Genomic DNA, 24280 nt, shown 5'->3' with positions numbered 1-24280 from the left:
CGGCGCGGGACCGCGTACGTTCGGTTCGATCATCTTCCTCCGGAGGAAAGGACCGGCGTGGCGGCCGACGCGGATCAGGTGAGGGTCGTCTACCGCAAATACGGCGGGTCGTTGCACTGGAACCATTCGGCGCGGCTGCTCGGTGACGACGAGTTCGGTGTCTGGGTGGGGTGTCCGGCCGGGACCAGCGGCAGCAGGGGTACGGAGCCGCCGGTCGTGTGGAAGCGGCCGTTCGTGATCCTCTTCCCCCGTGCCGCGTGGTGGACGGCCACGTTCAACCCCGACGATCACAAGGCGGAGATCTACTGCGACGTCACTACCGTGCCGGAGTGGCGCGACGGTGAGGTCACCATGGTCGATCTCGATCTCGACGTGCTGCGGATGCGCGACGGGCGCCTGCATCTCGACGATGAGGACGAGTTCGCCGAGCACCAGGTGCTGTACGGCTATCCCGCGGAGATCATCAGCCAGGCGGAGCGGTCGGCCGCCTGGCTGATGGACGCCGTGAACCGCAGGATCGAGCCCTTCGGCGGTGCCCACCACCGGTGGCTCTCCCTGGTCAGCTGATCTTCTCCGGGACGGGGCCGATCGCCGGCTCCTCCTGCTCGGGGATGACCTTCGGCACGCCGCGCAGCGCGTACAGGGCCACCAGCGCGAGGGCGAGCAGGATGCCCGCGCCGGTCAGCACGGTGGTGTGGACGCCCTCGACGAAGGCGCGCTCGGCCGCGGTCGTGACGGCTCCCGCGACGTCGCCGGGCAGCGTGGCCGCCACCTCGAACGCGCCCGCGAGCGTCTCGCGGATCCGGTCCTCCGCTCCGGGCGGAAGGTTCGCGGGGAGCCGCAGCCCGCTGCTGTAGACGCTGTTCAGCACGCTGCCCAGTACGGCGATGCCCAGGGCGCCGCCCATCTCGTGCGCGGTCTCGGAGATCGCGCCGGCCGCGCCCGCACGCTCCTTCGGGGCGGAGGCGAGCACCGTGTCGTTGGTGACGGCGAAGGTGAAGCCGATGCCGATGCCTTGGAGGATCATCGCGGCCAGGACATAGCGGTAGTCGAACTCGGTCCCGAGCCCGCGGAACATGGCGAACGAGACAGCGGTCATGGCGAGCCCCAGGGCGACGACCCTGGCCCGCCCCCAGCGGTGCACCAGCGTCCCGGCGAGCGCGCCTCCCACGCCTCCGGCGAGACCGCCCGGCATGCTCGCGAGCGCGGCGACCAGCGGTGACAGGCCCGCGACGAGCTGGAAGTACTGCGCGAACACCAGGGACATGGCGAGCATCGCGAACATCGCGATGAGCTCGGCGCCGACCGAGACCGAGAAGGCCCTGCGCCGGAACAGCCGTACATCGATGAGCGGTTCGGCGATCCGGGTCTGCCGCCGGATGAAAACGGCGAGGGCGACCACCCCGATCAGAGCCGCGGTGACGACGGGGACGTGGGCGACGCCGTTGTGCGCGGCCTCCTTGAGGGCGTAGACGAGCGCGAGCACGCTGACGACCGACAGCGGGACGCTGATGACGTCGAGGCGCCCCGGCCGGGGGTTGCGCGACTCCGGCAGCACCACGAGGCCCGCCACCAGGATCACCGCGACAACGGGCAGATTGATCAGGAAGACGGATCCCCACCAGAACCTCTCGAGCAGCGCGCCGCCCACGATGGGTCCGAGGGCGAAGCCGACGGCCGTGACGCTGCTCCAGATGCCGACCGCGGAGGTCCGTTCCTTGGGGTCGGTGAAGACGTTGCGGATGAGCGACAGCGTGGACGGCATGATCGTGGCGCCGGCGACGCCGAGCACCGCTCGGGCGGCGATGAGCAGCTCGGGGTTCGGAGCGTACGCCGTCACCAGGGAGGCCGCCCCGAACGTCACGGCACCGATGAGCAGCAGCCGTTTGCGCCCGATCCGGTCGCCGAGGTTGCCCATGCTGATCAGCAGCCCGGCCAGCGCGAAGCCGTAGATGTCCGTGATCCACAGCAGCTGGGTGGCCGACGGGTTCATGTCCGTGACCAGCTTGGGCACGGCGAGGTGCAGCACGGTGAGATCGATGGACAGCAGCAGTACGGCCAGGCACGCGATCGCCAGCGTGCCCCAGCGGCGTCCAGGGGTGATGTTCTCCATGTCCGGCAGATTCGCCGGGACCGCTGACGGAACGCCGACGAGACGCTGACGGCGGGCGCGGCACCCCGTCAGCGGGCCGTCACGGGCCCCTCACCGGCGTCCCGTGCCGGGGTGGCTCCTGCGGGGCCGCACACGGGCCCACAGGCCCAACCAGGGCCGTACGCGCCCGCTCTAGCGGCCGAGTGTCATGAGGTGCTCCTCCATGACGGTCAGCACCGGATGGGGAGAGGCGCCGATCGCGCGGATACCGCCGCGCGCCATCTCCTCGCCCCGCGCGCGGGCCGACTCGTACGCGGCGGTGCCGAGCATGGACCTGGCCGCGGTCATGACGCGGACGAGGTCGGGGTGCCCGGCCCGGTCGCAGCCGCGCAGTGCCGTGCCCGAGCCCAGAAGCAGCGCGGCCCGTTCCGCGTCACCGGAGAGGAGTGTCACCCCGGCGAGGCCCTCGGCGACGAGGGCCATGAGCGGCAGGTTGCGGATATCGTGCGCGACCGTCAGCGCCCGCCGGTGCCAGGCCAGCGCCATGTCGGCGTCGCCCTCCGCCTCGGAGATCCAGCCCAGCGCGACGTACACGCGCGCCCGGGTCTCCTCGACGGCGAACGCGTCCGTGGTGCAGCTCTCCAGCGCGAACTCACACCTGCGGGACGCCTCGGTCAGGTCGCCGCGCAGCCGGGCCAACTCGCCGAGCCCGAGGTGAGCCGCCGCGACGACCTCGGGAGCGCCCGCCCCGAGGGCCAGCTCGGCGGCGCGTTCGTAGTCGGCCAGGGCTCCGGCCTCGTCACCGTTCCGGCTCCGGCCCTCGGCCCGTCGGCACAGCATCTCGGCCACGTCGATGGTGGCCTCCAGCCGTTCCGCGAGATCGAGCGCCTCGTCGGTCAGCGCCGCCGATCGTGCCCAATCCCCTCGCCAGGTGGCCAGGTCCGCGAGCCCGGACAGGGTCGCCACCATTCCCCAGCGATCACCGATGGACCGGAAGGCGCCGAGCACCGAGGTCAGCTCCCGCTCCGCGTCGGCCGGGCGCCCGCGGAAGACATGGAGGTATCCCCGGCTGAACTGGCCCAGCGCGTGCATCCACGGATCCGGGGAGATTCGTTCGAGCCGGTACTGGAGCTCGTCGGTGGTGTCCCAGTCCGGCGGAGGCCCCACGATGACGGCGCGCAGCACGGTGACGAACGGCTGGCGGGGCGAGGTCTCCGCCTGGTCGACGAACCGGATGGCGCGCTCCAGCGACGGGCCGATCTCGGGGGCGTCGATGCCGGACGAGGCGGCGGTCAGCGCGCAGAGCGCGTGCTCCTCGTCGAGGCCGGGAGGGGGTTCCGGCCCGATCTTCCTGAGGAGGGTCACGCCCAACGCCGCTCCTTCGGCACGCAGGCCGCGTAGGAACCAGTACCCCGCCAGGGCGGAGAGGAGCCGCAGCGCGTCCTCCAGATCCTCTGCCTCCGTGGCCCGGTGGAGGGCGGCGTGGAGGTTGTCGTGTTCCTGGTCCAGCCGTCGGAGCCACTCAAGCTGCTCCGTGCGCCGCAGGTACGGATCGGCGGTCTCGGCCAGCTCGGTGAAATAGGCGATGTGCGCCCGGCGCAGCCGCTCCTCCTCGTCGGCCTCGCGGAGCCGCTCGGCGCAGAAGGCGCGGATCGTCTCCAGCATCCGGTAGCGGCCGCCCACGACCTCGACCAGCGACTTGTCCACGAGGGAGGCGAGAACGCCGTCGGTGTCCGGCAGGCCGCAGACCCGCTCGGCGGCCTCCAGGGTCGCCCCGCCCGCGAAGACCGTCAGCCGCCTGGCGAGCACCTGCTCGCTCCCGTCGAGCAGGTCCCAGCTCCACTGCACCACCGCGCGCAACGTGCGGTGCCGGGGCTGTGCCGTACGGCTGCCGCGGGACAGCAGTTCGAACCTGTCCCGCCGCGTCCCCTCCCCGACGGCGCCGAGCCGGGTGGCCACCTCCGCCGCGGTCAGGGAGCGCAGCCTGGCCGCGGCCAGCTCGATCGCCAGCGGCAGCCCGTCGAGCGTCTCGCAGATCCGCAGGGCGGCCTCCGCCTCGTCCGCCTCCATCAGGAAGTCCGGTCGTACGGCCACGGCGCGCTCCGCGAAGAGCCGCAGCGCGGGATAGCCGAGCGTCTCGGAGGTGGATGTGCCCGGCGGCGGCAGCGCGAGGGGCGGCACCGGGCAGAGCCGTTCCCCCGTGATGCCGAGTGCCTCCCGGCCGGTGGTGAGGACGCGCAGGCCGGGGCAGGAGCCGAGCAGGAGCGCGACGAGCCGTGCCGCGGCGTCGACGACGTGTTCGCAGTTGTCCAGGACGAGCAGCAGGGAACGGCCCGCGAGCGCCGCCGCCAGCCTGGCCGAAGGATCGGGCGCCTGCCTGCCGGGAGCGGCTGTGATCGACCCCGACTGGCGCAGCCCGAGCGCGCCGAGCACGGCCTGCGGCAGGTCCGCGCCGTCGCCGAGAGGGGCGAGCTCGACGAAGCAGACGTCGCCGTCCTGCCGTGCCGCCGCCTCCGCCGCGAGCCGGGTCTTGCCGGTGCCGCCGGGGCCCGTGAGCGTGACCAGCCGCGCCTCCGCGAGCAGCCTGCCCACCCGGTCCAGCTCCTCCGTACGGCCCACCAGTGCGGTGATCTGGGCGGGCAGGCCCAGCCGGGTCGGCGCGGGGGAGGCGTCCAGGGAGGGATCGGCCCGGAGCACGGCGACGTGGACGCCGACGAGCTCGGCCGACGGGTCGGCGCCGAGCTCGTCGGCGAGCCGCCGCCGCAGCTCCTCGTAGACGGCGAGGGCCTGCGCCTGCCGTCCCGACGCGTACAGCGCCCGCATGAACTGGCCGCACAGCCGTTCGCGCAGTGGATGCGCGGCCACCAGGTCCTGGAGCTCCGCGACCAGCTCGCGGTGGCCGCCGAGCGTGAGCCGGGCCTCCGCGTGGTCCTCGGCGGCGGTGAGGCGCATCTCGTCCAGCCGGACTGCCTGGGCCGCCGCGAACGGCGCGTCGCCGACATCGGCGAACGCGGGCCCGCGCCACAGGTCGAGTGCCGCGCGCAGCGTCGTGGCGGCGCGTGCCGGGTCACCGGACGCCAGGGCGCCCCGGCCCTCGGCCGCGAGCCGCTCGAACCGGTACGCGTCGACGTCCGCGGGATCGACCGCCAGCAGGTAGCCCGCGGGATGGCGCACCACCGGATCCCCGTCGGCCGACGGGGACCCGGAGAGCAGGCTGCGGAGCCGGGAGATCTGCGCCTGGAGGGCGTTGACCGCCCCCGCCGGCGGCGCGGTGCCGTAGAGGCCGTCGATCAGCCGCTCGGTGGTGACGACCCGGCCGGCGTCCAAAAGCAGCAGCGCGAGGAGGGCGCGCAGGCGCGGCCCGCCCACGGGAACCGCACGCCCGTCGCCCCGCCGTACCTCAGTGGGCCCCAGGATGCCGAACCGCATGGGATCGATTCTCGCCTACGGTCAGGCATTCCGGGAGCCGGGAGAAGCCGGGGTACGGATATGCGGGGCCCGGAGGAGCCGGGTACGGACAAGCCGGCGGCCCCGGAGGGTCACAGTTCCAGGACGCCGTCCACGTGGCGGGGCAGCCCCAGCGGGTTGCCGTCGCGCAATGCCTCGGGCAGCAGGGCCGCCGGGGTGTCCTGGTAGGCGACCGGCCGCAGGAAACGGAAGATCGCGGCCGTGCCGACCGAGGTGGTGGCCGGCTCGGTGGCCGACGGGTACGGCCCGCCGTGCTGCTGGGCCCATGTGACGGCGACGCCCGTGGGGTAGCCGTTGAAGATCAGCCGGCCGGCGCGGTCGCGCAGGACGGTCACCAGCCGCGCGGCCAGTTCCTCCTCGCCCGGCTCGCTGTGCAGGGTGGCGGTCAGGTTGCCGGGGACGGCGGCCAGCGTCGCCGCCAGCTCCTCCTCGTCCGCGTACGTCAGCACGACGGTCAGCGGGCCGAAGCACTCTTCGAGGAGCAGTTCCGCCGCGTTCTCGTCGGCGAGCAGCGCGGCGGGCGCGGTCAGCAGCCGCGCGGTCACCTGCCGGTCGTCGCCGGGCTTGCCGGTGGCGGCCACGGTCACGCCGGGCAGTGAGGCACGGGCGTCCGCCCCGGAGAGGAACCCGCCGCGGATGCCGTCGCCGAGAAGCACCTGCGGGCCCATCTCGGTGAAGTGACCGGCCATCGCCTCGACCAGCGCGCGGCCCGCTTCCGTGGCGGGGGCGAGGACGAGGCCCGGCTTGGTGCAGAACTGGCCCGACCCCTGCGTCGCGGACGCCGCGAGACCGGACGCGATGGCCGTGGTCCGCGCCTCGGCCGCGCCGGGGGTGATCACCAGCGGGTTGAGGCTGCCGAGCTCGCCGTAGAAGGGGATCGGCTCCGGCCGCGACTTCGCCACGTCATGCAGGTAGCGCCCGCCGGGCACCGATCCGGTGAAGCCGACGGCCTTCACGACGGGATGGCGGACCAGCGCGATCCCGGCGTCCTGGCCGTGGACGAGCTGGACGACGTCCTCGGGCAGGCCCGCCGCGCGCGCCCCGGCGCGCAGCGCGGCCAGGGCGATCTCCGAAGTCTCGGGGTGCAGCGGGTGGGCCTTGACCACGACCGGGCAGCCCGCCGCGAGCGCGCTCGCCGTGTCGCCGCCGCTGACGCTGAAGGCCAGCGGGAAGTTGCTGGCGGAGAAGACGGCGACCACGCCGATCGGCACGTTCATCCGGCGCAGGTCCGGCCGCGGCGGCGCCGCCGACGGGTCGGCCCGGTCGATCCGCACGTCAAGGTAGGAGCCCTCGCGCAACGCCTCGGCGAACAGCCGGAACTGCCCGGCGGCGCGGCCCACCTCGCCGGTGAGCCTGGGCACGCCGAGCGCGGTCTCCGCGTCGGCGGCGGCGATCAGCGCGTCGCCCGCGGCCTGGAGTTCGGCGGCCATCGCGTCGAGCAGTTCCGCCCGGCCGCGCGGGCCCGCCGCGTCCAGCTCACGCAGGGTCGCCTGGGCGGTACGGCAGGCCTGATCGACCTGCTCGGCGGTTGACTCGGCGAACTCGCCGCGGCGGTCGCCGGTGCGGGCGTCGACGCTCCAGACGGTCATCGGTGCTGCTCTCCAATCGCACGTTCTCGCGTGGTCCGGCGCAGGGCGGAGAGGCCGCCCGGGGTCGGCTGGCCACCATCCTGCCCCAGGTGGGGGACCGGACGGCACCGGGGCCATGGCGCCCACCGAGGAGGATCATGTCGGTGCGCGCCGCTACCGTCCCTTCATGCTCACCCTTATCACCGGCGCCGCCGGGCACATCGGCACCTGCCTCCACCAGGAGCTGCCCCGACTCGGCCACCGGCTGCGTCTCATGGACCGGGTCCGCGTCGAGGGCACCGGCATCGATCAGGTCGTCGGCGACATCACGGACCCGGGAGCGCTCGCCCGCGCGATGGAAGGCGTCCACGCCGTCGTGCACCTGGCGGGCGACCCCTCGACGTCGGCGTCCTTCGAGAGCGTGCTCGGCGCCAACATCGAGGGCACCTACCGGGTCTTCGAGGCGGCGCGCCTCGCGGGTGTGGAGCGGGTCGTCTTCGCCAGCAGCAACCACGCGGCCGGATTCACCCCCCGCCAGGAGTCGGCGCCCGCCGACACCCCCGTTCGCCCCGACTCGCTGTACGGGGTCTCCAAGGCGTACGGGGAGGCGCTCGGGCGGTATTACGCCGACAGGTACGGCATGCGGGTGGCGTGCCTGCGCATCGGCTCCTTCGAGCCGCGCCCGCCGGACGCCAGGGCGTTGTCCACCTGGCTCAGCCCCGGCGACATGGTGCGGCTGGCGCACGCCTGCCTGACGGCGCCTGACCTGACCTACGCCCTGGTGTGGGGCGTCTCGGCCAACACCCGTGGGTGGCTCGATCTGGAGCCGGGCCGCGCGCTTGGTTATCACCCGCGGGACGACGCCGAGGTCCACGCCGCCGGACTGCCCGTGCTCGACCCCGCCGATCCGGATCACGCCTGGCTCGGCGGTCGCACCGTGGAGAGCTGACGGGCTGGAGCTCCCTTCGGCGTGCCTCCGGGATATCGGTGAGTCTCGCGAGTACCTTCGGCATCATGGCCACCCGTACGTCCGGCAAGGGTTCAGGGAAGCGTCCCACGCCGCGGACCGGGTCCCGCCCGGCTCCCGCCAAGCGGACTCCGGCGGGATCCCGCAGCCGATCCGGGTCGGGTTCACGTCCGGCCCGCAATCGTCAGGTCGCGACCGGCCAGGATCCGGTCAGCTGGGTCTTCATGATGATCGGCAAGCTGGTCATCGGATTCTGGCTGCTGCTCGCCCACGGCATGGGCGGTGCCGTACGCGCTCTCGGACAGGGCGCACGCGATCTCGATCCGGCGCACCGCCGCGACGGCCTCGGCCTCTCCGTGCTCGCGGGCGCGATCGTGCTCGCGGCGATGACCTGGCGGGACACCAAGACCGGCGTCGCCGCGGTGGTCGACGCGGTGGTGCACGGCACCGTCGGCGCGCTGACCTGGTCGGTCCCGTTCCTGCTCGGTCTGCTCGCCTGGCGGTTCCTGCGCCATCCCGACCAGAACGCCGAGACGGGCCGGATGGGCATCGGATGGACGGCGCTCCTCGCCGGCATCCTCGGGATCGTCCACGTGGCCCACGGCACGCCGTACCCCTCCGGGGGTGTGAACGACGGCATGGACAAGGTCTCGGCGGCCGGGGGGATGCTGGGCTTCCTCGTCTCGGCCCCGCCGTCGAGCATCCTGCCGGCGTTCATCACGATCCCGCTGCTCCTGATGTTGTCCGGCTTCGGCGTCCTGGTCATCACGGCCACCCCGGTCCACCGCGTGCCCGAGCGCCTCGCCGAGATCAGGCACATGCTCTTCCAGCGGCCCGAGGACTCCCCGGCGAAGGGCACGAAGCCGCTGCCCCGGCCGAAGCGCACCCGAAAGAAGCCGGGCGCCGACGAGGAACGCGAGGTCGGCGACAACGTCAAGCCGTACGACACCCCCGTGCTCTCGGAGGAGGGCGGGCGGCGTGCCGACCACGCGCCGGAGATCGTCCCGGGGCTGGTCGACGACGAACCGGAGGCCGCGGCCGCTCCGGGCAAGGCACCCTCCCAGCCGCCGCTGCCCACCCCGGCGCCGCGCAAGGTCGAGCAACTCGTGCTCTCCCCGCAGGCCGGGCCGTACACGCTGCCGGACACGCAGATGCTCCGGGCGGGGTCGGCGCCCAAGCCGCAGACCAAGGCCAACACCATCGTGGTGAACGCGCTGAGCAGTGTCCTCGAGCAGTTCGCCATCGACGCCCAGGTGATCGGCTTCACGCGGGGGCCGACGGTCACCCGCTACGAGATCGAGCTGGGCCCCGCGGTCAAGGTCGAGAAGGTCACCGCGCTCACCAAGAACATCGCCTACGCCGTCAAGTCCGCGGATGTCAGGATCTTGTCCCCGATCCCCGGTAAATCGGCGATCGGGGTGGAGATCCCCAACACCGACAAGGACCTGGTGTCGCTCGGCGACGTGCTGCGCTCCCAGGTGGCCCAGGCGGACCACCACCCGATGATCGTGGGCCTCGGCAAGGACGTCGAGGGCCGGACCATAGTGGCGAACCTCGCGAAGATGCCGCACATCCTCATCGCGGGTGCCACCGGCGCGGGCAAGTCGACCTGCATCAACGGCCTGATCACCTCGATCCTGATGCGGTCGACCCCGGACGAGGTCCGGATGGTGCTCGTCGACCCCAAGCGGGTCGAGCTGAACACATACGAGGGCATCCCGCACCTCATCACGCCGATCATCACGAACCCGAAGAAGGCCGCCGAGGCCCTGGAGTGGGTCGTCGGCGAGATGGACCGGCGTTACGACGACCTCGCCGCCAGCGGCTTCCGGCACGTGGACGACTTCAACAAGGCCGTGCGCGCGGGCAAGCTCGTGCCGCCGCCCGGCAGCGAGCGGGTCTACCAGCCCTACCCCTACCTCCTGGTGATCGTCGACGAGCTCGCCGACCTGATGATGGTCGCCCCGCGCGATGTGGAGGACTCCATCGTCCGCATCACGCAGCTCGCCCGCGCCGCCGGCATCCACCTGGTCATCGCCACGCAGCGGCCGTCCGTGGACGTCGTCACCGGCCTCATCAAGGCCAACGTGCCGTCCCGCCTGGCGTTCGCCACGTCCTCGCTCGCGGACTCCCGGGTCATCCTCGACCAGCCGGGAGCGGAGAAGCTGGTCGGCCAGGGTGACGCGCTGTTCCTGCCGATGGGCGCCAGCAAGCCCATGCGCCTGCAGAACGCGTTCGTCTCCGAGAAGGAGATCGCCGACGTCGTCGGGCACTGCAAGACCCAGATGCAGGTCGAATACCGCGACGACGTGGCGGCTCCGGCGACGGCCAAGCGCGAGGTCGACGAGGAGATCGGCGACGACCTCGACCTGCTGGTCCAGGCGGCGGAGCTGATCGTCTCGACGCAGTTCGGCTCCACGTCGATGCTCCAGCGCAAGCTGAGGGTCGGCTTCGCGAAGGCCGGCCGGCTGATGGACCTGCTGGAGAGCCGCAACGTCGTCGGCCCGAGCGAGGGTTCCAAGGCCCGTGAGGTCATGGTCAAGCCGGACGACCTGCCCGGCCTGCTCGCCGATCTGCGCGGAGAGTAGCCGCGACACTACGGTGGGGGGTGCCCCTGCTTCGCCGTCTCGGATCGGCTACTGATTGAATGGGACCAACTACGCAACGTCGCTGACGGGTGATAGTTCCGGGCGTAGCCGTTTCGGGGGACGTGAGCTATGAGCATTGGCGAAGCTCTGGCGGAGGCACGGGAGCGGGCGGGCATGACGGTGAGTCAGCTCAGCCAGCGCACGCGCATACGCGAGACCATAATCGAGGCAATGGAGCGGGACGACTTCTCGCTCTGCGGAGGCGACTTCTACGTGCGCGGGCATCTGCGCGCGATCTCCAGGGCGGTCGGGCTCGATCCCGAGGTGATGGTCCGGCAGTACGACGAACTCCGCGGCGGGTCCGTCATGCCGGTACGCGCCGCGAGCGTCTTCAAGGCGGGACGCTCACTCGGGGGACGCGGGCGCAAGGCGCCCAACTGGACCATGGCGCTCGCGATCGCGCTGGTGGTCGCCGCGGTGTTCGGGATCGTCCGGCTGATCGGCGGTTCCGGCGACCCGGTGCGGGAGACGGCGGCCCACAGCGGGCGCGCGCCCGCGGCGGGACGGGCCTCCGAGCACGACGCCGCGAAGGCGAAGGGCGACATGGTCGTCCTCAAGGTCATCGGAAAGAGGTCGTCCTGGATCACCGTCAGGGACGGGGCGGGGCGCCAGCTCTTCCAGGGCACCGTGGCGCGAGGGGAGACCTCCACCTGGAAGGCTCGTGACCAGGTCAAAGTCGTCTTCGGCGACGCGGGCGCCGTCCGCCTCGAAGTCAACGGCAAGGACCTCGGCACGCCCGGCAAGAAGGGGGAGACGCTGCGGCGAACCTACGGGGCGGGAGTCCCGGGTCCCCGCTAGGGCCCGACTCCCGATACCGTAGTTTCATCATGTCTTCTCGCCGAACCGTATCGCTGGTCACCTTGGGTTGCGCGCGCAACGAGGTCGACTCGGAAGAGCTGGCCGCGCGTCTCGAAGCCGCCGGCTGGCAGATGGGCGATGACACGCCCGACGTCATCGTCGTCAACACCTGTGGCTTCATCGATTCGGCGAAGAAGGATTCGATCGACACGCTGCTGGCGGCCGCGGACTCCGGCGCCAAGGTCGTGGCCGCCGGATGCATGGCCGAGCGCTACGGCGACCAGCTCGCCGACGCGCTTCCCGAGGCCGCCGCGGTGATCTCCTTCGACGACTACGCCTCGATCGGGGAGCGGCTCGACGACGTGGTGGCCGGTCGTGCGCTGAAGCCGCACACGCCGCGCGACCGCCGGCTCCTGCTGCCGATCAGCCCTGTCGAGCGGCAGCAGGCGCGGGCCCAGATCCCGGGGCACGGCGGTGACCTGCCCGAGGGTCTGGCCCCCGCCAGCGGCCCGCGCACGCTGCGCAAGCGGCTGAGCGGCGGCCCGGTGGCCTCGCTGAAGCTCGCCTCCGGCTGCGACCGGCGGTGCAGCTTCTGCGCCATCCCCGCCTTTCGTGGCGCGTACGTCTCCAGGAGTCCCGAGGACCTGCTCGCGGAGGCCCGCTGGCTGGCCGAGCAGGGCGTCAGGGAGCTCGTGCTGGTCAGCGAGAACTCCACGTCGTACGGCAAGGACCTGGGCGACCTGAGGGCGCTGGAGGCGCTGCTGCCCAAGCTGGCCGCGACCGACGGCATCGAGCGGGTCCGGGTCAGCTACCTCCAGCCGGCCGAGCTGCGGCCCGGCCTCCTGGACGTGATCGCCTCGACCGAGGGCGTGGCGCCGTACTTCGACCTGTCGTTCCAGCACGCCAGCGGGCCGGTGCTGCGGCGGATGCGGCGGTTCGGCGATCCCCGGCGGTTCCTCGACCTGCTGGAGCAGATCCGCGAGCGCGCCCCCGAGGCGGGCGTGCGCTCCAACTTCATCGTCGGCTTCCCCGGCGAGACCCAGGAGCACTTCGACGAGCTGGTCGCCTTCCTCGAGGAGGCCAGGCTCGATGTGATCGGCGTCTTCGGCTACTCCGACGAGGAGGGCACCGAGGCGGCGTCCTTCGACGGCAAGCTCGACCAGGAGATCGTGGACGAGCGGGTCGCCGCGCTGTCCGAGCTGGCCGAGGAGCTCGTCGCCCAGCGGGCGGAGGAGCGCATCGGCACCGACCTCGAGGTCCTCATCGAGGAGGATCTGGGCGACGGCGGCTACGAGGGACGCGCCGCCCACCAGGGGCCTGAGGTCGACGGTTCGGTCACCGTCCAGGGCATCGGCCTGGTGCCCGGGCAGATCGTCCCGGCCGTCGCCGTCGATTCGGAGGGGGTTGACCTGATCGCCCGGATCAAGGCCGGTCCATGACCGAGCGCAGCGAGCCGCCGGTGACCGCGGCGAGCTCGCCGGAGATCGTTCCGGAGCCGCCGGCGTCCCGGACCGCCGAGCCGGCCGAGGCTCCCGCTCGCCTTGTCAGCACCTGGAACATCGCGAACGCGCTGACCATCGTCCGGCTGGCGATCGTCCCGGTCTTCACGGTGTTCCTCTTCATGGACGGCCAGGGCTGGAGGTACGGCGCCCTCGCGGTCTTCCTCATCGCCTCGCTCACCGACCAGCTCGACGGGTGGCTGGCCCGCAGGTACGGCTTGATCACCGATTTCGGGAAGATCGCCGACCCGATCGCCGACAAGGCCCTCATCGGGGCCGCGCTGGTGAGCCTGTCGATCCTCGGCGAGATCCCCTGGTGGGTCACCATCGTGATCATCGCCAGGGAGGCGGGGGTGACCCTGTTGCGGTTCTTGGTCATCCGGCACGGCGTGATTCCGGCCAGCTATGGCGGGAAGGTGAAGACCGTTCTGCAGATCGTGGCCATCGCGTTCTACATCCTGCCGCAGGCACCCGACCTGATCCGGTGGCTGCTGATGGGACTCGCGATCGCCGTCACGGTCGGCACGGGCGTCGACTACGTGGTCCGGGCGGTCCGGCTGCGCCAGGTGGCGAGGAGGTCGCGCGCCGAGTGAAGGGCTCCGCCGCAGCGCAGATCCTCTCGCTGCTGGTCCGGCAGGGGGCCACCGTCTCGGTGGCCGAGTCGCTGACGGGCGGCCTGATCGGGGCCGCGCTGACCGACCCGATGGGTGCCTCCGCCGCCTTCCGCGGCGGTGTGATCGCCTATGCGACCGAATTGAAGATCAAATTGCTCGGGGTTCCCGCCGACCTGCTGGAGCGGGAGGGCGCCGTGCATGCGGATGTCGCCGCCGCCATGGCCAAGGGGGTCCGCGACCTGGCGGAGGCCGACTACGGCCTGGCTGTCACGGGGGTGGCCGGCCCCGACACGCAGGACGGAAAGCCGGTCGGCACCGTCCACGCCGCCGTCTGCGGTCCGCGAGCCCGCGTCTGGCACCGGGATCTGATGTTGACCGGGTCCAGGGAGCACATCCGCGACGCCACGGCCAAGGAGGCCTTGGAGCTGCTGAGAGGTGTGCTAGAGGCAAATTTGGGGGAACAATCGGGGTGATTACCGCGTTACGTCACCAGCGAACATGCTCGCCACGGTCTGCCGCGGTGTCGCTCGATACGGGTACGGTGGAGCTGTGAGTGAGGTCCGTGAGCCATCGGCGAGGAGCAAGTCCGGAAAGCGGCCGGGGAAAGGGCCGAACGAACCAATGATGACGGCGAGGACTATGTACGAAGGGCGTTCGAAGAACGGGCGATACGAACCGACCACGCGGAGCGCCGTGAAGACGCCTGCGCTCGGGAGGGAGCGACAGATGGTCCTGCTGCGTCAGCTGCTCGGTGATGTGCTGCGGCGGCTGCGGGTGCGGCAGAACCGCACCCTGCGTGAGGTCTCCACCCTGGCGCGTGTCTCACTCGGCTACCTGTCCGAGGTTGAGCGCGGTCAGAAGGAGGCGTCCTCCGAGCTGCTCGCCTCGATTTGCGGCGCCCTCGGTGTTCCGCTGTCGCAGGTGCTGCGCGAGGTCTCCGACCAGTTCGCGCTCGCCGAGCTCCAGCATGCCCCGGTCCTTGCCGACGTGCCCGAGCACGAGCGGCTGCCGATTCCGGAGACCGTTCCCGGTGGCCTTCCCGGTCCCGAGTTCGACGGTTTTCCCGAGGTCAAGGACATGGTCGCCGCCTAGCCTCCCTGGCAGGCGCGACACCAATAGATCAATCGTTCATAGGGCTGCGGCCCGAGTTCCCCACCGCTGACCGGGTTCCCGCAACGCCGGCAGGGGCGGCGTGCCCTGCCGTACACAAAGAACGCCCGTCCTGGCCGAGAGTCGCCCGTGGTGACCGGAGCCGGAGCGTCCTTGCTCGCCTCCATGAGCCGGTGAGCGAGCGTCACCACGCCTTCCAGTTCGTCCGCCGACATGGATCCGACCACCCGCCACGGCGACAGACGCGCGAGAAACAGCGTCTCGGCCCTCCAGATCGTGCCGATCCCCGCCAGGTTCCGCTGGTCGAGCAGCGCCTCCCCGATGGTCGTCTCCGGCGCCTCGCGCAGATTCCGTATCGCCGCCGCCGCGTCCCAGTCGGGGCCGAGAAGGTCGGGCCCGAGATGGCCGACGACGCGGTCCTCCTGGTCGCCGCGCAGCAGATCGACGACGCCCAGCCTCGTCCCGATGGCCTGCCATCGCGCGTTGGCGAGGATCAGCCGTACGACGTCGCCGCGCGGTGCGGGCCGGTTCGCGGGGACGACCCGCCAGGAGCCGTCCATCCGCAGGTGCGTGTGGATCGTGAGATCGCCCTCCACGCGGGTGAGCAGGTGCTTGCCGCGGGAGACGGTTTCGAGGACGGCGCGGCCCCGCAGGTCGGCCGTGGCGTGCCGGGGCACCCGGAAGTCCGATCGGGTGAGCACCCGGCCGTCGAGCGCCTGGCGCAGCCGCTTGGCCGCCCGGTAGACCGCGTCGCCCTCGGGCATGTCAGACCGGCGTGTGCGAGTTCCACGCGGACGGGTCGGACGCGAGGTCGGTGACCCTCGACGGCAGCTCGCCCTTGGCGATCTGCTCCAGCGTGACCTCCTCGAGGATGGCCCGCTCGCTGGCGCGCAACGCGATCCACACCTGCTGCAGCGCCTCGGCCGCGCCCGTGTAGCCCACATGTTCGGGCCGCTCACCGCGGACGTTGGCCAGCGGCCCGTCCACGGCCCTGATCACGTCGGCGAGGGAGATCTGGTCGGCGGGCCGGGCCAGGACGTAGCCACCTTCCGGGCCGCGCTGACCGCGAACCAGTCCCGCGCGGCGCATCTGGAGCAAAATGTTCTCCAGGTATTTGGGGGGCATCTCTTGACCCTTGGCGAGCTCGCCCACGGTTGTGGGTCCCTCGCCCGCGGCGGCGAGCTCGGCGGCGGCACGGAGGGCGTAGTCGACACGGGCAGAAAGTCGCATGTAGTCGATTATCCCGCCTGGTTGGCAGTGGTTCGACGCCGCCTCACGTCATCCGCCGTCAGGTGAGGCGGAGCCGTACGACGATGGGGAGATGGTCGGAGAACGGGACCCGCGGCACCCGAGCCTCGACCGCACGCAAACCCGGCGTGAGCAGCACGTGGTCGATGCGTTTGACCGGATCGTCGGCTGGTGATGTGGGCGGGTTCCCGAGTGCGAGCAGCGGGTCGGTCAGCCCGGCCGCCGAAAGGACCCGCATCTCGGGGTCGTCCGGCGTGGTGTTGAGGTCTCCCGCGAGGAGCACCGGCCGCGTCGTCCCGTTCTGCCGGCCCAGGTTCCGTACGATCTCCGCCACCTCCGGGGCCTGGCCGGGCGGCGCCTGCAGGTGGCTGTTCACGATCCCGACCTCCTTGCCGCCGACCGTGAGCACGATCGCCTGGGCCTGGGCACCCGTCGGGTAGTCGTGCCGCCCCAGAGCGTGCGAGGTGATCTCCTTGACCGGAAGGTTCGTGAGCAGCGCGTCGCCCCACAGCGGGTCGGCCGCCGGGGCGAAGTAGTAGCGCATGCCGAGCCCCCCGGCGATCCGGGCCAGGTCGTCGTGCCCGCCGTTGAGGAGCCACCCCCGGTCCACCTCGCTGAGCAGTACGACGTCCGGGTGCTGGGCGCGGGCCCAGTCGGCGATCCGGTCGAGGTCGAGGGTGCCCTTGAGGCCGAATCCCATCCGGATGTTGTACGTGATCAAGGTGAACTCCGGCTGGGCCGCTTCGCGCTGGCCGGGGTCCGGGTGCCAGGTGAACAGCCCCGTGACCAGCCCCAGGATCAAGGCGGTCGGCAGCCACTTCCTGTACGGCCACACGGCGGGAACGAGGGGGCGACGCCAGGAGACCTTCGCGCTCGTACCCGCCACCAGCACGGCCACCGCGATCGGGATCACCATGTTGGGGAAGCCGAGGTTCGTGTCGTAGGCCGCGTAGTAGAGGAACGTGGCGACCAGGAACACCACCATGCCGCCGAGTACGGCGACGCCGCCGCGAGGAGGGCGGCCGGGGGGCGTGGCGGCGCACGCGGAGAAGCGCAGGCACGCGCCCAGGGCCAGGGGGGTGGCGAAGGAGAGCGGCGAGGACGGCTCGAGGGTCCAGGCCGACGTCGCGATCAGGAGGATCGCGGCCCACCAGCCCCATTGGGCGGTCCGTGCGATGACGACGCCCCAGCACAGGACGACGACGTGGAGCACCATGGCGACGACGCCGAACTCCGCCGAATGCTGCTCCGACATCCCGCCGGGGAAGGCGGTGACGCCCGAGGTCATGCCCGCGATCAAGAGCACGGGGCCGACGAGGAACCATACGGCGGCGGGGGCGAGGTCGTCCGACGGGGGCGAGAGCCGTACGAAGGCCAGGAAGGCGGCGCAGACGGCGACGACGGCGAGCCAGGGGAGCGGGCCGTCCCGCCAGACCAGGTCCATCCGGTCGAGCATCAGGTGCGCGACGGTGGAGATCGCCAGTCCGGCCGCCACGCCCACCGGGACCGCCTCCCGGGCGGCCGTGCGGGCGGTGCCGTACAGGAAGACCAGGCCGGCGCACACGCCGGTCGCGGAGACGTAGAGCTGGAGGTCGCCGCCGTCGGCCGCCTGCAGGCCGAGCCGGGCCGCGACGAGGACGACCGCGCCGCAGACCTGGATCGGGCGGGCTCCGGTGAGCCGCGCGACCGGCACGGAGGCGAAGGGAAGGACGAACCACAGGGCGGCGAACATCCCCATCTGTTCCGGCGGGGTGTCGCCGGCCCTGCCGTACAGGGTGATCAGCGAGGGCAGGAAGACGCGCAGCGTGTCGGTGAGCAGGAGGACGCCCAGGGCGATGGCGGCCGGAGTCCTGATCCCCGGGGGAATCCGCCGGACGGCGGGGATGCCGCGGTGTTCGGTGACCGGTGCCGCCATACGCTCTCCTCTGCCGAAGACATGAGTGATCCTCGTACTTCTCGGGTGGGAGGGCAATAGCGGGGAGTCTCGTGGTTCCGCCCGATGCGGGGGGATTGCCTGATCGCTAAGCTGGCAGGAAACTTTGCTGACCGGGCGCGGGCGCACCTTGTGATAGATCTTCGGGGGCGATCATGGAAAGTAGGACCGTGGAGCGGCGGCCCGGCGTCCCGAGACTGCTGCGGGAGATCAACGATCGGGCCGCGCTGGAACTGCTGCTCGCCTCGGGGCCGCTGACCCGGGGCCAGATCGGCGAGCTGACCGGATTGTCCAAGGTCACCGCCTCGCAGACCCTGGCCCGGCTCGAGGAACGCGGCCTCGTCGAGGTCGTCGGAGAGCAGGCGGGAAACAGGGGACCCAACGCCGCGCTGTACGGCGTGGTGCCGTCGTGCGGATACGTCGCGGGCCTGGACGTCGGCCCCGACCTGGTCACGGCGGCCATCGCCGACATCAACGGCAAGGTGGTCGCGCAGGTCACCGCGGAGCCGAGCGCCCACGATGACCCGGTCTCCGCCGTGCACAACGCCGTCGTGAAGGCGTGCAGATCGGCCAAGGTGGCGTTGTCGCGGCTGCGCGGCGTCGTGATCGGCACCCCCGGAGTGGTGGACCCGCGGACCGGCGACGTCCGGTTCTCGTTCGACCTGCCGCACTGGCACGAGGGCATCCACGAGGCGCTGGCCAGGGACCTGCGCCGTGAGGTCACCATCGAGAACGACGTCAACCTCGTCGCGGTCGCGGAACGTGCCAACGGCGCGGCCCGGGACGTCGAGGATTTCGTGCTCGTCTGGGTGGGCCGGGGCATCGGTCTCGCCGTCGTCCTGGGCGGCCGGTTGCACCGGGGCAGGTCCGGCAGCGCGGGCGAGATCGGCTATCTCCCGGTGCCGGGCGTTCCGCTGGCCGAGGCCGTGAAGGCGACGCCCGGGCGGCTGCCGTCACTCGCCGGCGGCCTGCAGTCGCTGGTCAGCGCCGAGGCGGTCACCGAGCTGGCGCGCGAGTACGGCTTCGTCGGCGGTGGCGCCGCCGAGTGCGTGACCGCCGCGGTGGAGGCGGGGGAGCGCGGCGCCCCCCTGCTGGACGAGATCGCCTCCCGCCTGGCCCTGGGGGTCGCGTCGGTGTGCGTGGTGCTCGACCCCGGCATGGTGGTCCTCGCGGGCGAGGTCGGGCGAGCCGGAGGGGCGGGCCTGACCACGCGGGTGGAGGAGGCCGTCGCGCGGATCTGCCTGATCCGCCCGCAGGTGGTCACCACCGCGGTCGAGGGCAACCCGGTGCTGCGCGGTGCGGTCCTGGCCGCGCTGGAGCAGGCCCGTGAGGAGATCTTCGCGTCCTAGAGGCCTGGCCGACGCATCGAGCCCGGACAACCCGAAGCCCGGACAACCCGAACGCGCCGATACGCGAACGCCCGGCCCGCGCTGGGTGAGCGTGGGCCGGGCGTACGGGAGGCGCCTGGTGAGCGCGGGCGGGCGTACGGGACGGTGTCTATGCCGTCAGCAGCTCCACTGCGGCCTGGGTGTTGGCCCGCGCGGCGCCGTACGTCGCGATGTAAGCCGCCGCCTCGGGTCGCCAGACGGGCAGCCCCATCTCGACCACCACCCCGTCGGGGCGGCCGGCCAGGAGGGCGGAGACGAGGTCGCGGCTCCGGGGGTATCGGTGCGCGTCCTTGAGCACGATGACCAGCGAGCGGCCTTCGGCCCTGCTGAGCAGCGTGGCGGGCTGGGCCTCGTCCGGCTTGATCCGGACGATCTCGGCCTCCGGTAGCCACGGCGCCACGCCCCACGGCACGTCGCCGACCGCGATCGTCGGCGGGGTGTCCACCTCGATCACGAACGGATCCACCAGGGGGGCCGCCGACCCGGAGAGGGTAACGGCGCGCCGGGCGGCGTCCAGGCCGATGACGTTGCTCTCCGCGGCCTCATCACGGGACACGGCGAACCACTCGCGCAGCAGCGCCACGCGATCGGCGGCCTCCTCAAGCCGGGCGAGCGGCAGCCGGCCGTCGCCCACCGCCCGGATGATCTCGTCCAGGATGCCGCGGATCTCCTCGTGGGTGGGCAGCGGCCCGAGACAGAGCAGGTCGGAGCCCGCCGCCAGGGACAGTACGGCGCCGCCGCCCAGACCGACGCTCTTGGTGATCGCGTGCATGTCGAGGGCGTCGGAGATCACCACGCCGTCGTAGCCCATCTCCTGGCGGAGCAGCGTGGTCAGCGCGGCGGGGGACAGCGTGGCGGGAGCCGTACCGGTGAGGTGGGGGACCGCCACGTGCGCCGTCATGATCGACTTGGTGCCGGCGTCGATGGCGGCCCGGAAGGGCGCCAGCTCGCGCTCCCAGAGGAGGTCGCGCGGGACGTCCACCCGGGGGATCTCCAGGTGGGAGTCCTGCCTCGTCGCCCCGTGCCCGGGGAAGTGCTTGACGCAGGCGGCGATCCCGAGCGACTGGAGCCCGCGCACGGCGGCCACCGTGTGCCGCGAGACCAGGTCGGTGGAGGAGCCGAAGGACCTGGTGCCGATCACCGGGTTGTCGTCCGCGGTGTTGACGTCGGCCACGGGTCCCATGTCGAGGTTCACGCCGGACCTGGCGAGGTCGGAGGCGATGGAGCGATAGACCCGCTCGGTCAGCTCGACGTCGTCCACGGCGCCCAGCGCGGCGTTGCCCGGGTACGGGCTGCCGGTGTGGTAGGCGATGCGGGTGACGTCACCGCCCTCCTCGTCGAGCGAGATCACCGGCCGGCCGGTGCCGCTCAGCCGGCCGGTGAGCCGGGCGAGCTGCTCGGGGCTCGCCACGTTGAATCCGAAGAGGGTGACACCGCCGAGGCCGTTCTCCAGTTCGTGGAGAACCCAGTCCGGGGCGGTCGTGCCGGGGAAGGCGACGAGCAGTGTGCCGGCCGCGAGACGGTAGAGCCCCCGGTTGCCGATGCTCGCGGAGTAGTCGGACATGACTGTCTTCGGCTCCAAGATGGTCGTGGTACGGCTCCCGCGTGTGCCGGAGCCGTACGAGATGGTGTGGATCGGCGCTGGTGGTTCAGCGCGGAGTGATGAGGGCGGGTTCAGCCCTTGACGGCGCCCGCGACGAGGCCGGAGACCATGCGCCGCTGCACCAGCAGGAAGAAGATGAGGACCGGAATGGTCATCAGGGTCGAGGCGGCCATGATGCCGCCCCAGTCCGTCGACCGCTGGCCGACGAAGAACTGCAGGGCCACCGGCATCGTGTACTTGCCCTGGTCGTTGATCAGCGTCAACGCGTAGGCGAACTCGTTCCAGGTGGTGATGAACGAGAAGATGCTGGTGGCGACCAGGCCGGGGGCCACCAGCGGGAACAGCACCCGCCAGAAGGTCGTGAACCGGCTGGCTCCGTCGATCCAGGACGCCTCCTCCAGCTCCTTGGGCACCGCGGCGACGAACGTGCGCAGCATCCAGACGGAGAACGGCAGCGTCAGTCCGACGTTGATCACGACCAGGCCGATGAGCTGGTCGTACATCCCGAGCCGCTTGACCATGGTGAACAGCGAGATCAGCAGCGCCTCGGCGGGCACCATCTGCACGATCAGCAGCAGGATCAGGAAGGAGGTGCGGAACCTGAACCTGAACCTGGCCACCGCCGTCGCGGCGAGCAGCGCGAACACCGCGCCGATGACCACGGTGACGACCGCCACGATCGCGCTGTTGAGCAGGTACTGCCAGATCGAGTGCCCCGCCACGCCCTTGGTGAACACCCGCGAGATGTGGTCCAGCGACGGCGGGCTCGGGATCGGGTTGAATCGGGTGGTGAAGATCTGGTCGTTCGGCTTGAACGCGGTGGCGACCATCCAGTAGACGGGGAAGACCGCGAACAGGAACACGACGATCCCGGCGCCGTTGAGGGCGACGCGTCCGAACTTCTTGCGGGTCAGGCCGTCGTTCATCGCACGTCCTCCGTCTTCACGATCTGCCGGACGTACACGAAGGTGATCACCAGCAGGATGCCGGTCAGCACGACCGCGATGGCGGCGCCGAGCCCCATCTTCGGCGGGCTGCTGAACGCCTCGGCGTAGCTCCAGAGGGAGAGGTTGAACGCCTCGCGGTTCACCGTGCCCCCGGCCAGCAGGTAGAGCTGGGTGAAGACCTTGAAGTCCCAGATGATGGACAGCACCATCAGCACCGAGAACACCGGCTTGAGCAGCGGGAATGTGATCTTGCGGAACGTGGTGAACGCGCGCGAGCCGTCCACCCGGGCCGCCTCGTACAGCTCCGAGGGGATGCTCTTCAGACCGGCGAGCACCGACACCGCGATGAACGGGAAGGACGCCCAGACCACGGCGACGATCAGCACGAAGTAGAGCGTCAGCGTGTCGTTGAACCAGGGCTCGCCGCTCCAGTCGGACCGGCCGAAGACCAGTTCGGACAGCCAGTCGGGAAGCAGGTTGAGCGCCCAGTTGACGACGCCCGCGTCCGAGTCGAACAGCCACTTCCAGACGATGGCCTGCGCGGTGGGCGGGGTGGCCCAGGCGGCCATGATGCCGACGATGACGAACGTGGACATCTTCTTGCCGAGCTTGTTGAGCAGGAGTCCGACGAGCGTGCCGACGAGGAGGGTCAGCGCGACGGTGACGGCCGCGAACGCGAAGGTGTTGCGCAGGGACGGCCAGAAGAGGTCGGACTCGAAGATGTGCGTGTAGTTGTCGAATCCGACGAACTCGGCGGGTCGCGGGTTGGTCGTCTTGATCTGCGCCAGTCCGACCTTGTGGAAGGACATGTCGATCATCTGGTACAGCGGGTAGAGCAGCAGCGCCGCGATGACCAGGAGACCGGGCAGGAGCAGAGCGTACGGAACGACCCAGTCGGGAAGCCCGCTGGATCGGCGTGGCGGCTGTCGCAGGCGCCGCGCCGGGGCGGAGGAGTCCCCTCCGCCCCGGGCCGCTGTCGACGTGTGAGTCGTCATGGCGTTACTGGTTGAGAATCGTCTCGAGCTCGGTGTTGGCCGCGGCCAGAGCCTCGTCGACGCTCTTCTTGCCGTCGATCACCGCGCGGGCCGCGTTCTGCAGGACGGCCTTGGTGTCGTTGGCCTCAGCCCAGTTCGGGCTGGCCGGGAAGCCCTTCGCGACCTTGAAGGTGTCGGTGAACGGCTTCTGCGCCGGGTCGTTGCCCATCTCGGCGAGCGCGTCCGGGAAGAGCGGGAGCAGGCCGCCCTCCTTGGCGTACCGGACACCGAACTCCTTGCCCGCGGCGAGCTTGAGGTACTCGGCGGCGAGCTCGGGGTTCTTGGCGTCCTTCCAGATGGCGATGTCGTTGCCGCCCTGGAAGGCCGGGGCCGGGCCGCTGCCGTCCTTCGCGGGGAGCGAGAAGAACGCCATCTTCGACTCGTCGACCTTGCCCTTGCTCTGTTCCTTGATCGCGGCGATGTCCCAGCCGCCGGTGACGTACATGCCGACCTTGCCCGCGGCGAAGCGCTGGGCGATGTCGACGGAGTTCTGGGTCAGCCGGCCCTTCCCGGAGACGCCGTCCTTGGCGACCAGGTCGGTGTAGAACTGGAAGCCCTCCTTGAAGGCGGGCTCGGTGAGCTTGCCCACCCACTTGCCGCCCTCGAAGGAGGCGAAGTCGCCGCCGGCAGACCAGACGAACGGCGAGAGCGACATGTTCGCGTCCGATCCGCCGTTGAAGGCGAAGCCGTCCACGTCCTTGCCCTGCTTCTCGACGATCTTCTTGGCCGCGGAGACGAGCTCGTCCCACGTCGTCGGCACGGACAGGCCGAGCTTGTCGAACCAGTCCTTGCGGTACAGCACGGCCCGGGTGCCACCGCCCCAGGGAGCCGCGTAGACCTTGCCGTCGATGGTCTCGTAGCTCCACAGGTTCTGCGGGATCTGCTGCAGGTCGGGGTCGCCCTTGACCAGGTCGGTGATGTCGGCGAGCGCCTCCTGCTGCACCCAGGCGGAGACCTGGTCGTTGCCGAACTCGGTGACGTCCGGTCCCTCGCCTCCGGCGAGCGCGGCGGTCCACTTCTTCTGGGCGTCCGGCCAGGGGATGTACTGGACCTTGGCCTCCGCGCCGGTGACCTCCTTGAACTTGGCGCCCAGGTCGGCCATGTACTTGTCGGACACCTCCGTGGGAGCGCCGAGGCGCCACACGGTCAGGGTCTGTCCGGCGTACTTCGGCCCGGTCGCCGCCGCGGTTTCGGCGGCGGACTGCTGTGCGGTGGGCTTCTCCTCGCTGCTTCCGCAAGCGGTGAGTCCCAGGGCCAAAGCTGCGGTCGCGGTGGTGGCGGCCGCGATCTTCACGATCTTCACGTTGGGTTTCTCCCTTCCCGGCTTCACGTCGGGGGTGGCGCTCGGTCGGCGCGCGTCCCG

19 protein-coding genes are annotated in these 24280 nt (G+C 71.4%); 9 read left to right on the top strand and 10 right to left on the bottom strand.

Annotated features, from left to right (window positions below):
- Nucleotides 1-57 precede the first annotated feature (57 nt).
- Nucleotides 58-567 (top strand): DUF402 domain-containing protein, encoded by a 510-nt coding sequence (locus tag AB0I59_RS12345; RefSeq protein ID WP_061257641.1) that lies wholly within the window; start codon nucleotides 58-60, stop codon nucleotides 565-567.
- Here the strand turns inward: AB0I59_RS12345 and AB0I59_RS12340 are convergent.
- The 3 genes from AB0I59_RS12340 to AB0I59_RS12330 form a co-directional block, all read right to left on the bottom strand.
- Nucleotides 560-2113 (bottom strand): DHA2 family efflux MFS transporter permease subunit, encoded by a 1554-nt coding sequence (locus AB0I59_RS12340; RefSeq protein WP_358132345.1) that lies wholly within the window; start codon nucleotides 2111-2113, stop codon nucleotides 560-562. The genes AB0I59_RS12345 and AB0I59_RS12340 overlap by 8 nt on opposite strands.
- Nucleotides 2114-2284: 171 nt before the next feature.
- Nucleotides 2285-5521, bottom strand: a complete 3237-nt coding sequence (locus tag AB0I59_RS12335) for an ATP-binding protein (RefSeq protein WP_061257639.1) — start codon at nucleotides 5519-5521, stop codon at nucleotides 2285-2287.
- A 110-nt stretch (nucleotides 5522-5631) separates the two neighbouring features.
- Complete coding sequence (locus AB0I59_RS12330) at nucleotides 5632-7149, bottom strand: aldehyde dehydrogenase (NADP(+)) (protein ID WP_061257638.1); 1518 nt, start codon at nucleotides 7147-7149, stop codon at nucleotides 5632-5634.
- A gap of 166 nt (nucleotides 7150-7315) precedes the next feature.
- On the opposite strand from AB0I59_RS12330, the gene AB0I59_RS12325 reads away from it, so the two are divergent.
- From AB0I59_RS12325 to AB0I59_RS12295, 7 genes are all read left to right on the top strand, one after another.
- Nucleotides 7316-8077: an NAD-dependent epimerase/dehydratase family protein gene (locus AB0I59_RS12325; protein WP_061257755.1), complete on the top strand. Its 762-nt coding sequence runs from the start codon at nucleotides 7316-7318 to the stop codon at nucleotides 8075-8077.
- A 65-nt stretch (nucleotides 8078-8142) separates the two neighbouring features.
- Nucleotides 8143-10683 carry an FtsK/SpoIIIE family DNA translocase gene (locus tag AB0I59_RS12320; protein ID WP_358132342.1) on the top strand — a complete coding sequence of 847 codons (2541 nt, stop codon included), beginning with the start codon at nucleotides 8143-8145 and terminating at the stop codon, nucleotides 10681-10683.
- Between the two features lie 129 nt (nucleotides 10684-10812).
- Entirely contained in the window at nucleotides 10813-11541 is a 729-nt protein-coding gene (locus AB0I59_RS12315) for a helix-turn-helix domain-containing protein (RefSeq protein ID WP_061257637.1), read from the top strand.
- A gap of 29 nt (nucleotides 11542-11570) precedes the next feature.
- Nucleotides 11571-12980, top strand: a complete 1410-nt coding sequence (gene rimO, locus AB0I59_RS12310) for a 30S ribosomal protein S12 methylthiotransferase RimO (RefSeq protein ID WP_061257636.1) — start codon at nucleotides 11571-11573, stop codon at nucleotides 12978-12980.
- Entirely contained in the window at nucleotides 12977-13633 is a 657-nt protein-coding gene (pgsA, locus tag AB0I59_RS12305; RefSeq protein ID WP_358132340.1) for a CDP-diacylglycerol--glycerol-3-phosphate 3-phosphatidyltransferase, read from the top strand. Before rimO ends, pgsA begins: the two co-directional genes overlap by 4 nt.
- A complete protein-coding gene (locus tag AB0I59_RS12300; RefSeq protein ID WP_061257635.1) occupies nucleotides 13630-14127 on the top strand; it encodes a CinA family protein in 498 nt (165 codons plus the stop codon). The genes pgsA and AB0I59_RS12300 overlap by 4 nt, the downstream gene beginning before the upstream one ends.
- Before the next feature lie 253 nt (nucleotides 14128-14380).
- Nucleotides 14381-14746 carry a helix-turn-helix domain-containing protein gene (locus AB0I59_RS12295; RefSeq protein ID WP_061257752.1) on the top strand — a complete coding sequence of 122 codons (366 nt, stop codon included), beginning with the start codon at nucleotides 14381-14383 and terminating at the stop codon, nucleotides 14744-14746.
- Here the strand turns inward: AB0I59_RS12295 and AB0I59_RS12290 are convergent.
- The 3 genes from AB0I59_RS12290 to AB0I59_RS12280 are packed head-to-tail and all read right to left on the bottom strand — an operon-like array spanning nucleotide 14743 to nucleotide 17927.
- Nucleotides 14743-15528 (bottom strand): DNA-formamidopyrimidine glycosylase family protein, encoded by a 786-nt coding sequence (locus AB0I59_RS12290; RefSeq protein WP_061257634.1) that lies wholly within the window; start codon nucleotides 15526-15528, stop codon nucleotides 14743-14745. The genes AB0I59_RS12295 and AB0I59_RS12290 overlap by 4 nt on opposite strands.
- A gap of 1 nt (nucleotide 15529) precedes the next feature.
- Nucleotides 15530-15994 carry an RrF2 family transcriptional regulator gene (locus AB0I59_RS12285; RefSeq protein WP_061257633.1) on the bottom strand — a complete coding sequence of 155 codons (465 nt, stop codon included), beginning with the start codon at nucleotides 15992-15994 and terminating at the stop codon, nucleotides 15530-15532.
- 58 nt (nucleotides 15995-16052) lie between these two features.
- Complete coding sequence (locus AB0I59_RS12280; protein ID WP_358132337.1) at nucleotides 16053-17927, bottom strand: endonuclease/exonuclease/phosphatase family protein; 1875 nt, start codon at nucleotides 17925-17927, stop codon at nucleotides 16053-16055.
- A 188-nt stretch (nucleotides 17928-18115) separates the two neighbouring features.
- Between AB0I59_RS12280 and AB0I59_RS12275 the strand changes: the two genes are divergently transcribed.
- Complete coding sequence (locus AB0I59_RS12275) at nucleotides 18116-19294, top strand: ROK family transcriptional regulator (RefSeq protein WP_358132489.1); 1179 nt, start codon at nucleotides 18116-18118, stop codon at nucleotides 19292-19294.
- Between the two features lie 148 nt (nucleotides 19295-19442).
- Here the strand turns inward: AB0I59_RS12275 and AB0I59_RS12270 are convergent, their stop codons facing one another.
- The 4 genes from AB0I59_RS12270 to AB0I59_RS12255 all read right to left on the bottom strand — a co-directional run bounded on the left by AB0I59_RS12270 (nucleotide 19443) and on the right by AB0I59_RS12255 (nucleotide 24220).
- On the bottom strand, nucleotides 19443-20897 hold the full coding sequence (locus AB0I59_RS12270) for a glycoside hydrolase family 3 protein (RefSeq protein ID WP_061257630.1): 1455 nt from the start codon (nucleotides 20895-20897) through the stop codon (nucleotides 19443-19445).
- Between the two features lie 110 nt (nucleotides 20898-21007).
- Nucleotides 21008-21862 carry a carbohydrate ABC transporter permease gene (locus AB0I59_RS12265; RefSeq protein ID WP_061257629.1) on the bottom strand — a complete coding sequence of 285 codons (855 nt, stop codon included), beginning with the start codon at nucleotides 21860-21862 and terminating at the stop codon, nucleotides 21008-21010.
- Nucleotides 21859-22878, bottom strand: a complete 1020-nt coding sequence (locus tag AB0I59_RS12260) for a carbohydrate ABC transporter permease (RefSeq protein ID WP_061257628.1) — start codon at nucleotides 22876-22878, stop codon at nucleotides 21859-21861. Before AB0I59_RS12260 ends, AB0I59_RS12265 begins: the two co-directional genes overlap by 4 nt.
- Nucleotides 22879-22882: 4 nt before the next feature.
- Nucleotides 22883-24220, bottom strand: coding sequence for a sugar ABC transporter substrate-binding protein (locus AB0I59_RS12255; RefSeq protein ID WP_061257627.1), 1338 nt, complete (start codon nucleotides 24218-24220; stop codon nucleotides 22883-22885).
- Nucleotides 24221-24280: the final 60 nt, after the last annotated feature.

The organism is Microtetraspora glauca (assembly GCF_040656155.1).
Taxonomy (GTDB): Bacteria; Actinomycetota; Actinomycetes; order Streptosporangiales; family Streptosporangiaceae; genus Microtetraspora; species Microtetraspora glauca.
Note: the sequence above shows the minus strand (reverse complement) of the source record. Positions and strands in the feature narration are given on the sequence as shown.

Bases quoted from the DNA above. Each gene is read 5' to 3' on its own strand.
- AB0I59_RS12285 (WP_061257633.1), bottom strand. From the start codon at position 15,994: ATGCGACTTTCTGCCCGTGTCGACTACGCCCTCCGTGCCGCCGCCGAG.
- AB0I59_RS12315 (WP_061257637.1), top strand. From the start codon at position 10,813: ATGAGCATTGGCGAAGCTCTGGCGGAGGCACGGGAGCGGGCGGGCATG.
- AB0I59_RS12325 (WP_061257755.1), top strand. From the start codon at position 7,316: ATGCTCACCCTTATCACCGGCGCCGCCGGGCACATCGGCACCTGCCTC.
- AB0I59_RS12260 (WP_061257628.1), bottom strand. From the start codon at position 22,878: ATGACGACTCACACGTCGACAGCGGCCCGGGGCGGAGGGGACTCCTCC.
- rimO (WP_061257636.1), top strand. From the start codon at position 11,571: ATGTCTTCTCGCCGAACCGTATCGCTGGTCACCTTGGGTTGCGCGCGC.
- AB0I59_RS12335 (WP_061257639.1), bottom strand. From the start codon at position 5,521: ATGCGGTTCGGCATCCTGGGGCCCACTGAGGTACGGCGGGGCGACGGG.
- AB0I59_RS12340 (WP_358132345.1), bottom strand. From the start codon at position 2,113: ATGGAGAACATCACCCCTGGACGCCGCTGGGGCACGCTGGCGATCGCG.
- AB0I59_RS12330 (WP_061257638.1), bottom strand. From the start codon at position 7,149: ATGACCGTCTGGAGCGTCGACGCCCGCACCGGCGACCGCCGCGGCGAG.
- AB0I59_RS12265 (WP_061257629.1), bottom strand. From the start codon at position 21,862: ATGAACGACGGCCTGACCCGCAAGAAGTTCGGACGCGTCGCCCTCAAC.
- pgsA (WP_358132340.1), top strand. From the start codon at position 12,977: ATGACCGAGCGCAGCGAGCCGCCGGTGACCGCGGCGAGCTCGCCGGAG.
- AB0I59_RS12320 (WP_358132342.1), top strand. From the start codon at position 8,143: ATGGCCACCCGTACGTCCGGCAAGGGTTCAGGGAAGCGTCCCACGCCG.
- AB0I59_RS12270 (WP_061257630.1), bottom strand. From the start codon at position 20,897: ATGTCCGACTACTCCGCGAGCATCGGCAACCGGGGGCTCTACCGTCTC.
- AB0I59_RS12280 (WP_358132337.1), bottom strand. From the start codon at position 17,927: ATGGCGGCACCGGTCACCGAACACCGCGGCATCCCCGCCGTCCGGCGG.
- AB0I59_RS12295 (WP_061257752.1), top strand. From the start codon at position 14,381: ATGGTCCTGCTGCGTCAGCTGCTCGGTGATGTGCTGCGGCGGCTGCGG.
- AB0I59_RS12290 (WP_061257634.1), bottom strand. From the start codon at position 15,528: ATGCCCGAGGGCGACGCGGTCTACCGGGCGGCCAAGCGGCTGCGCCAG.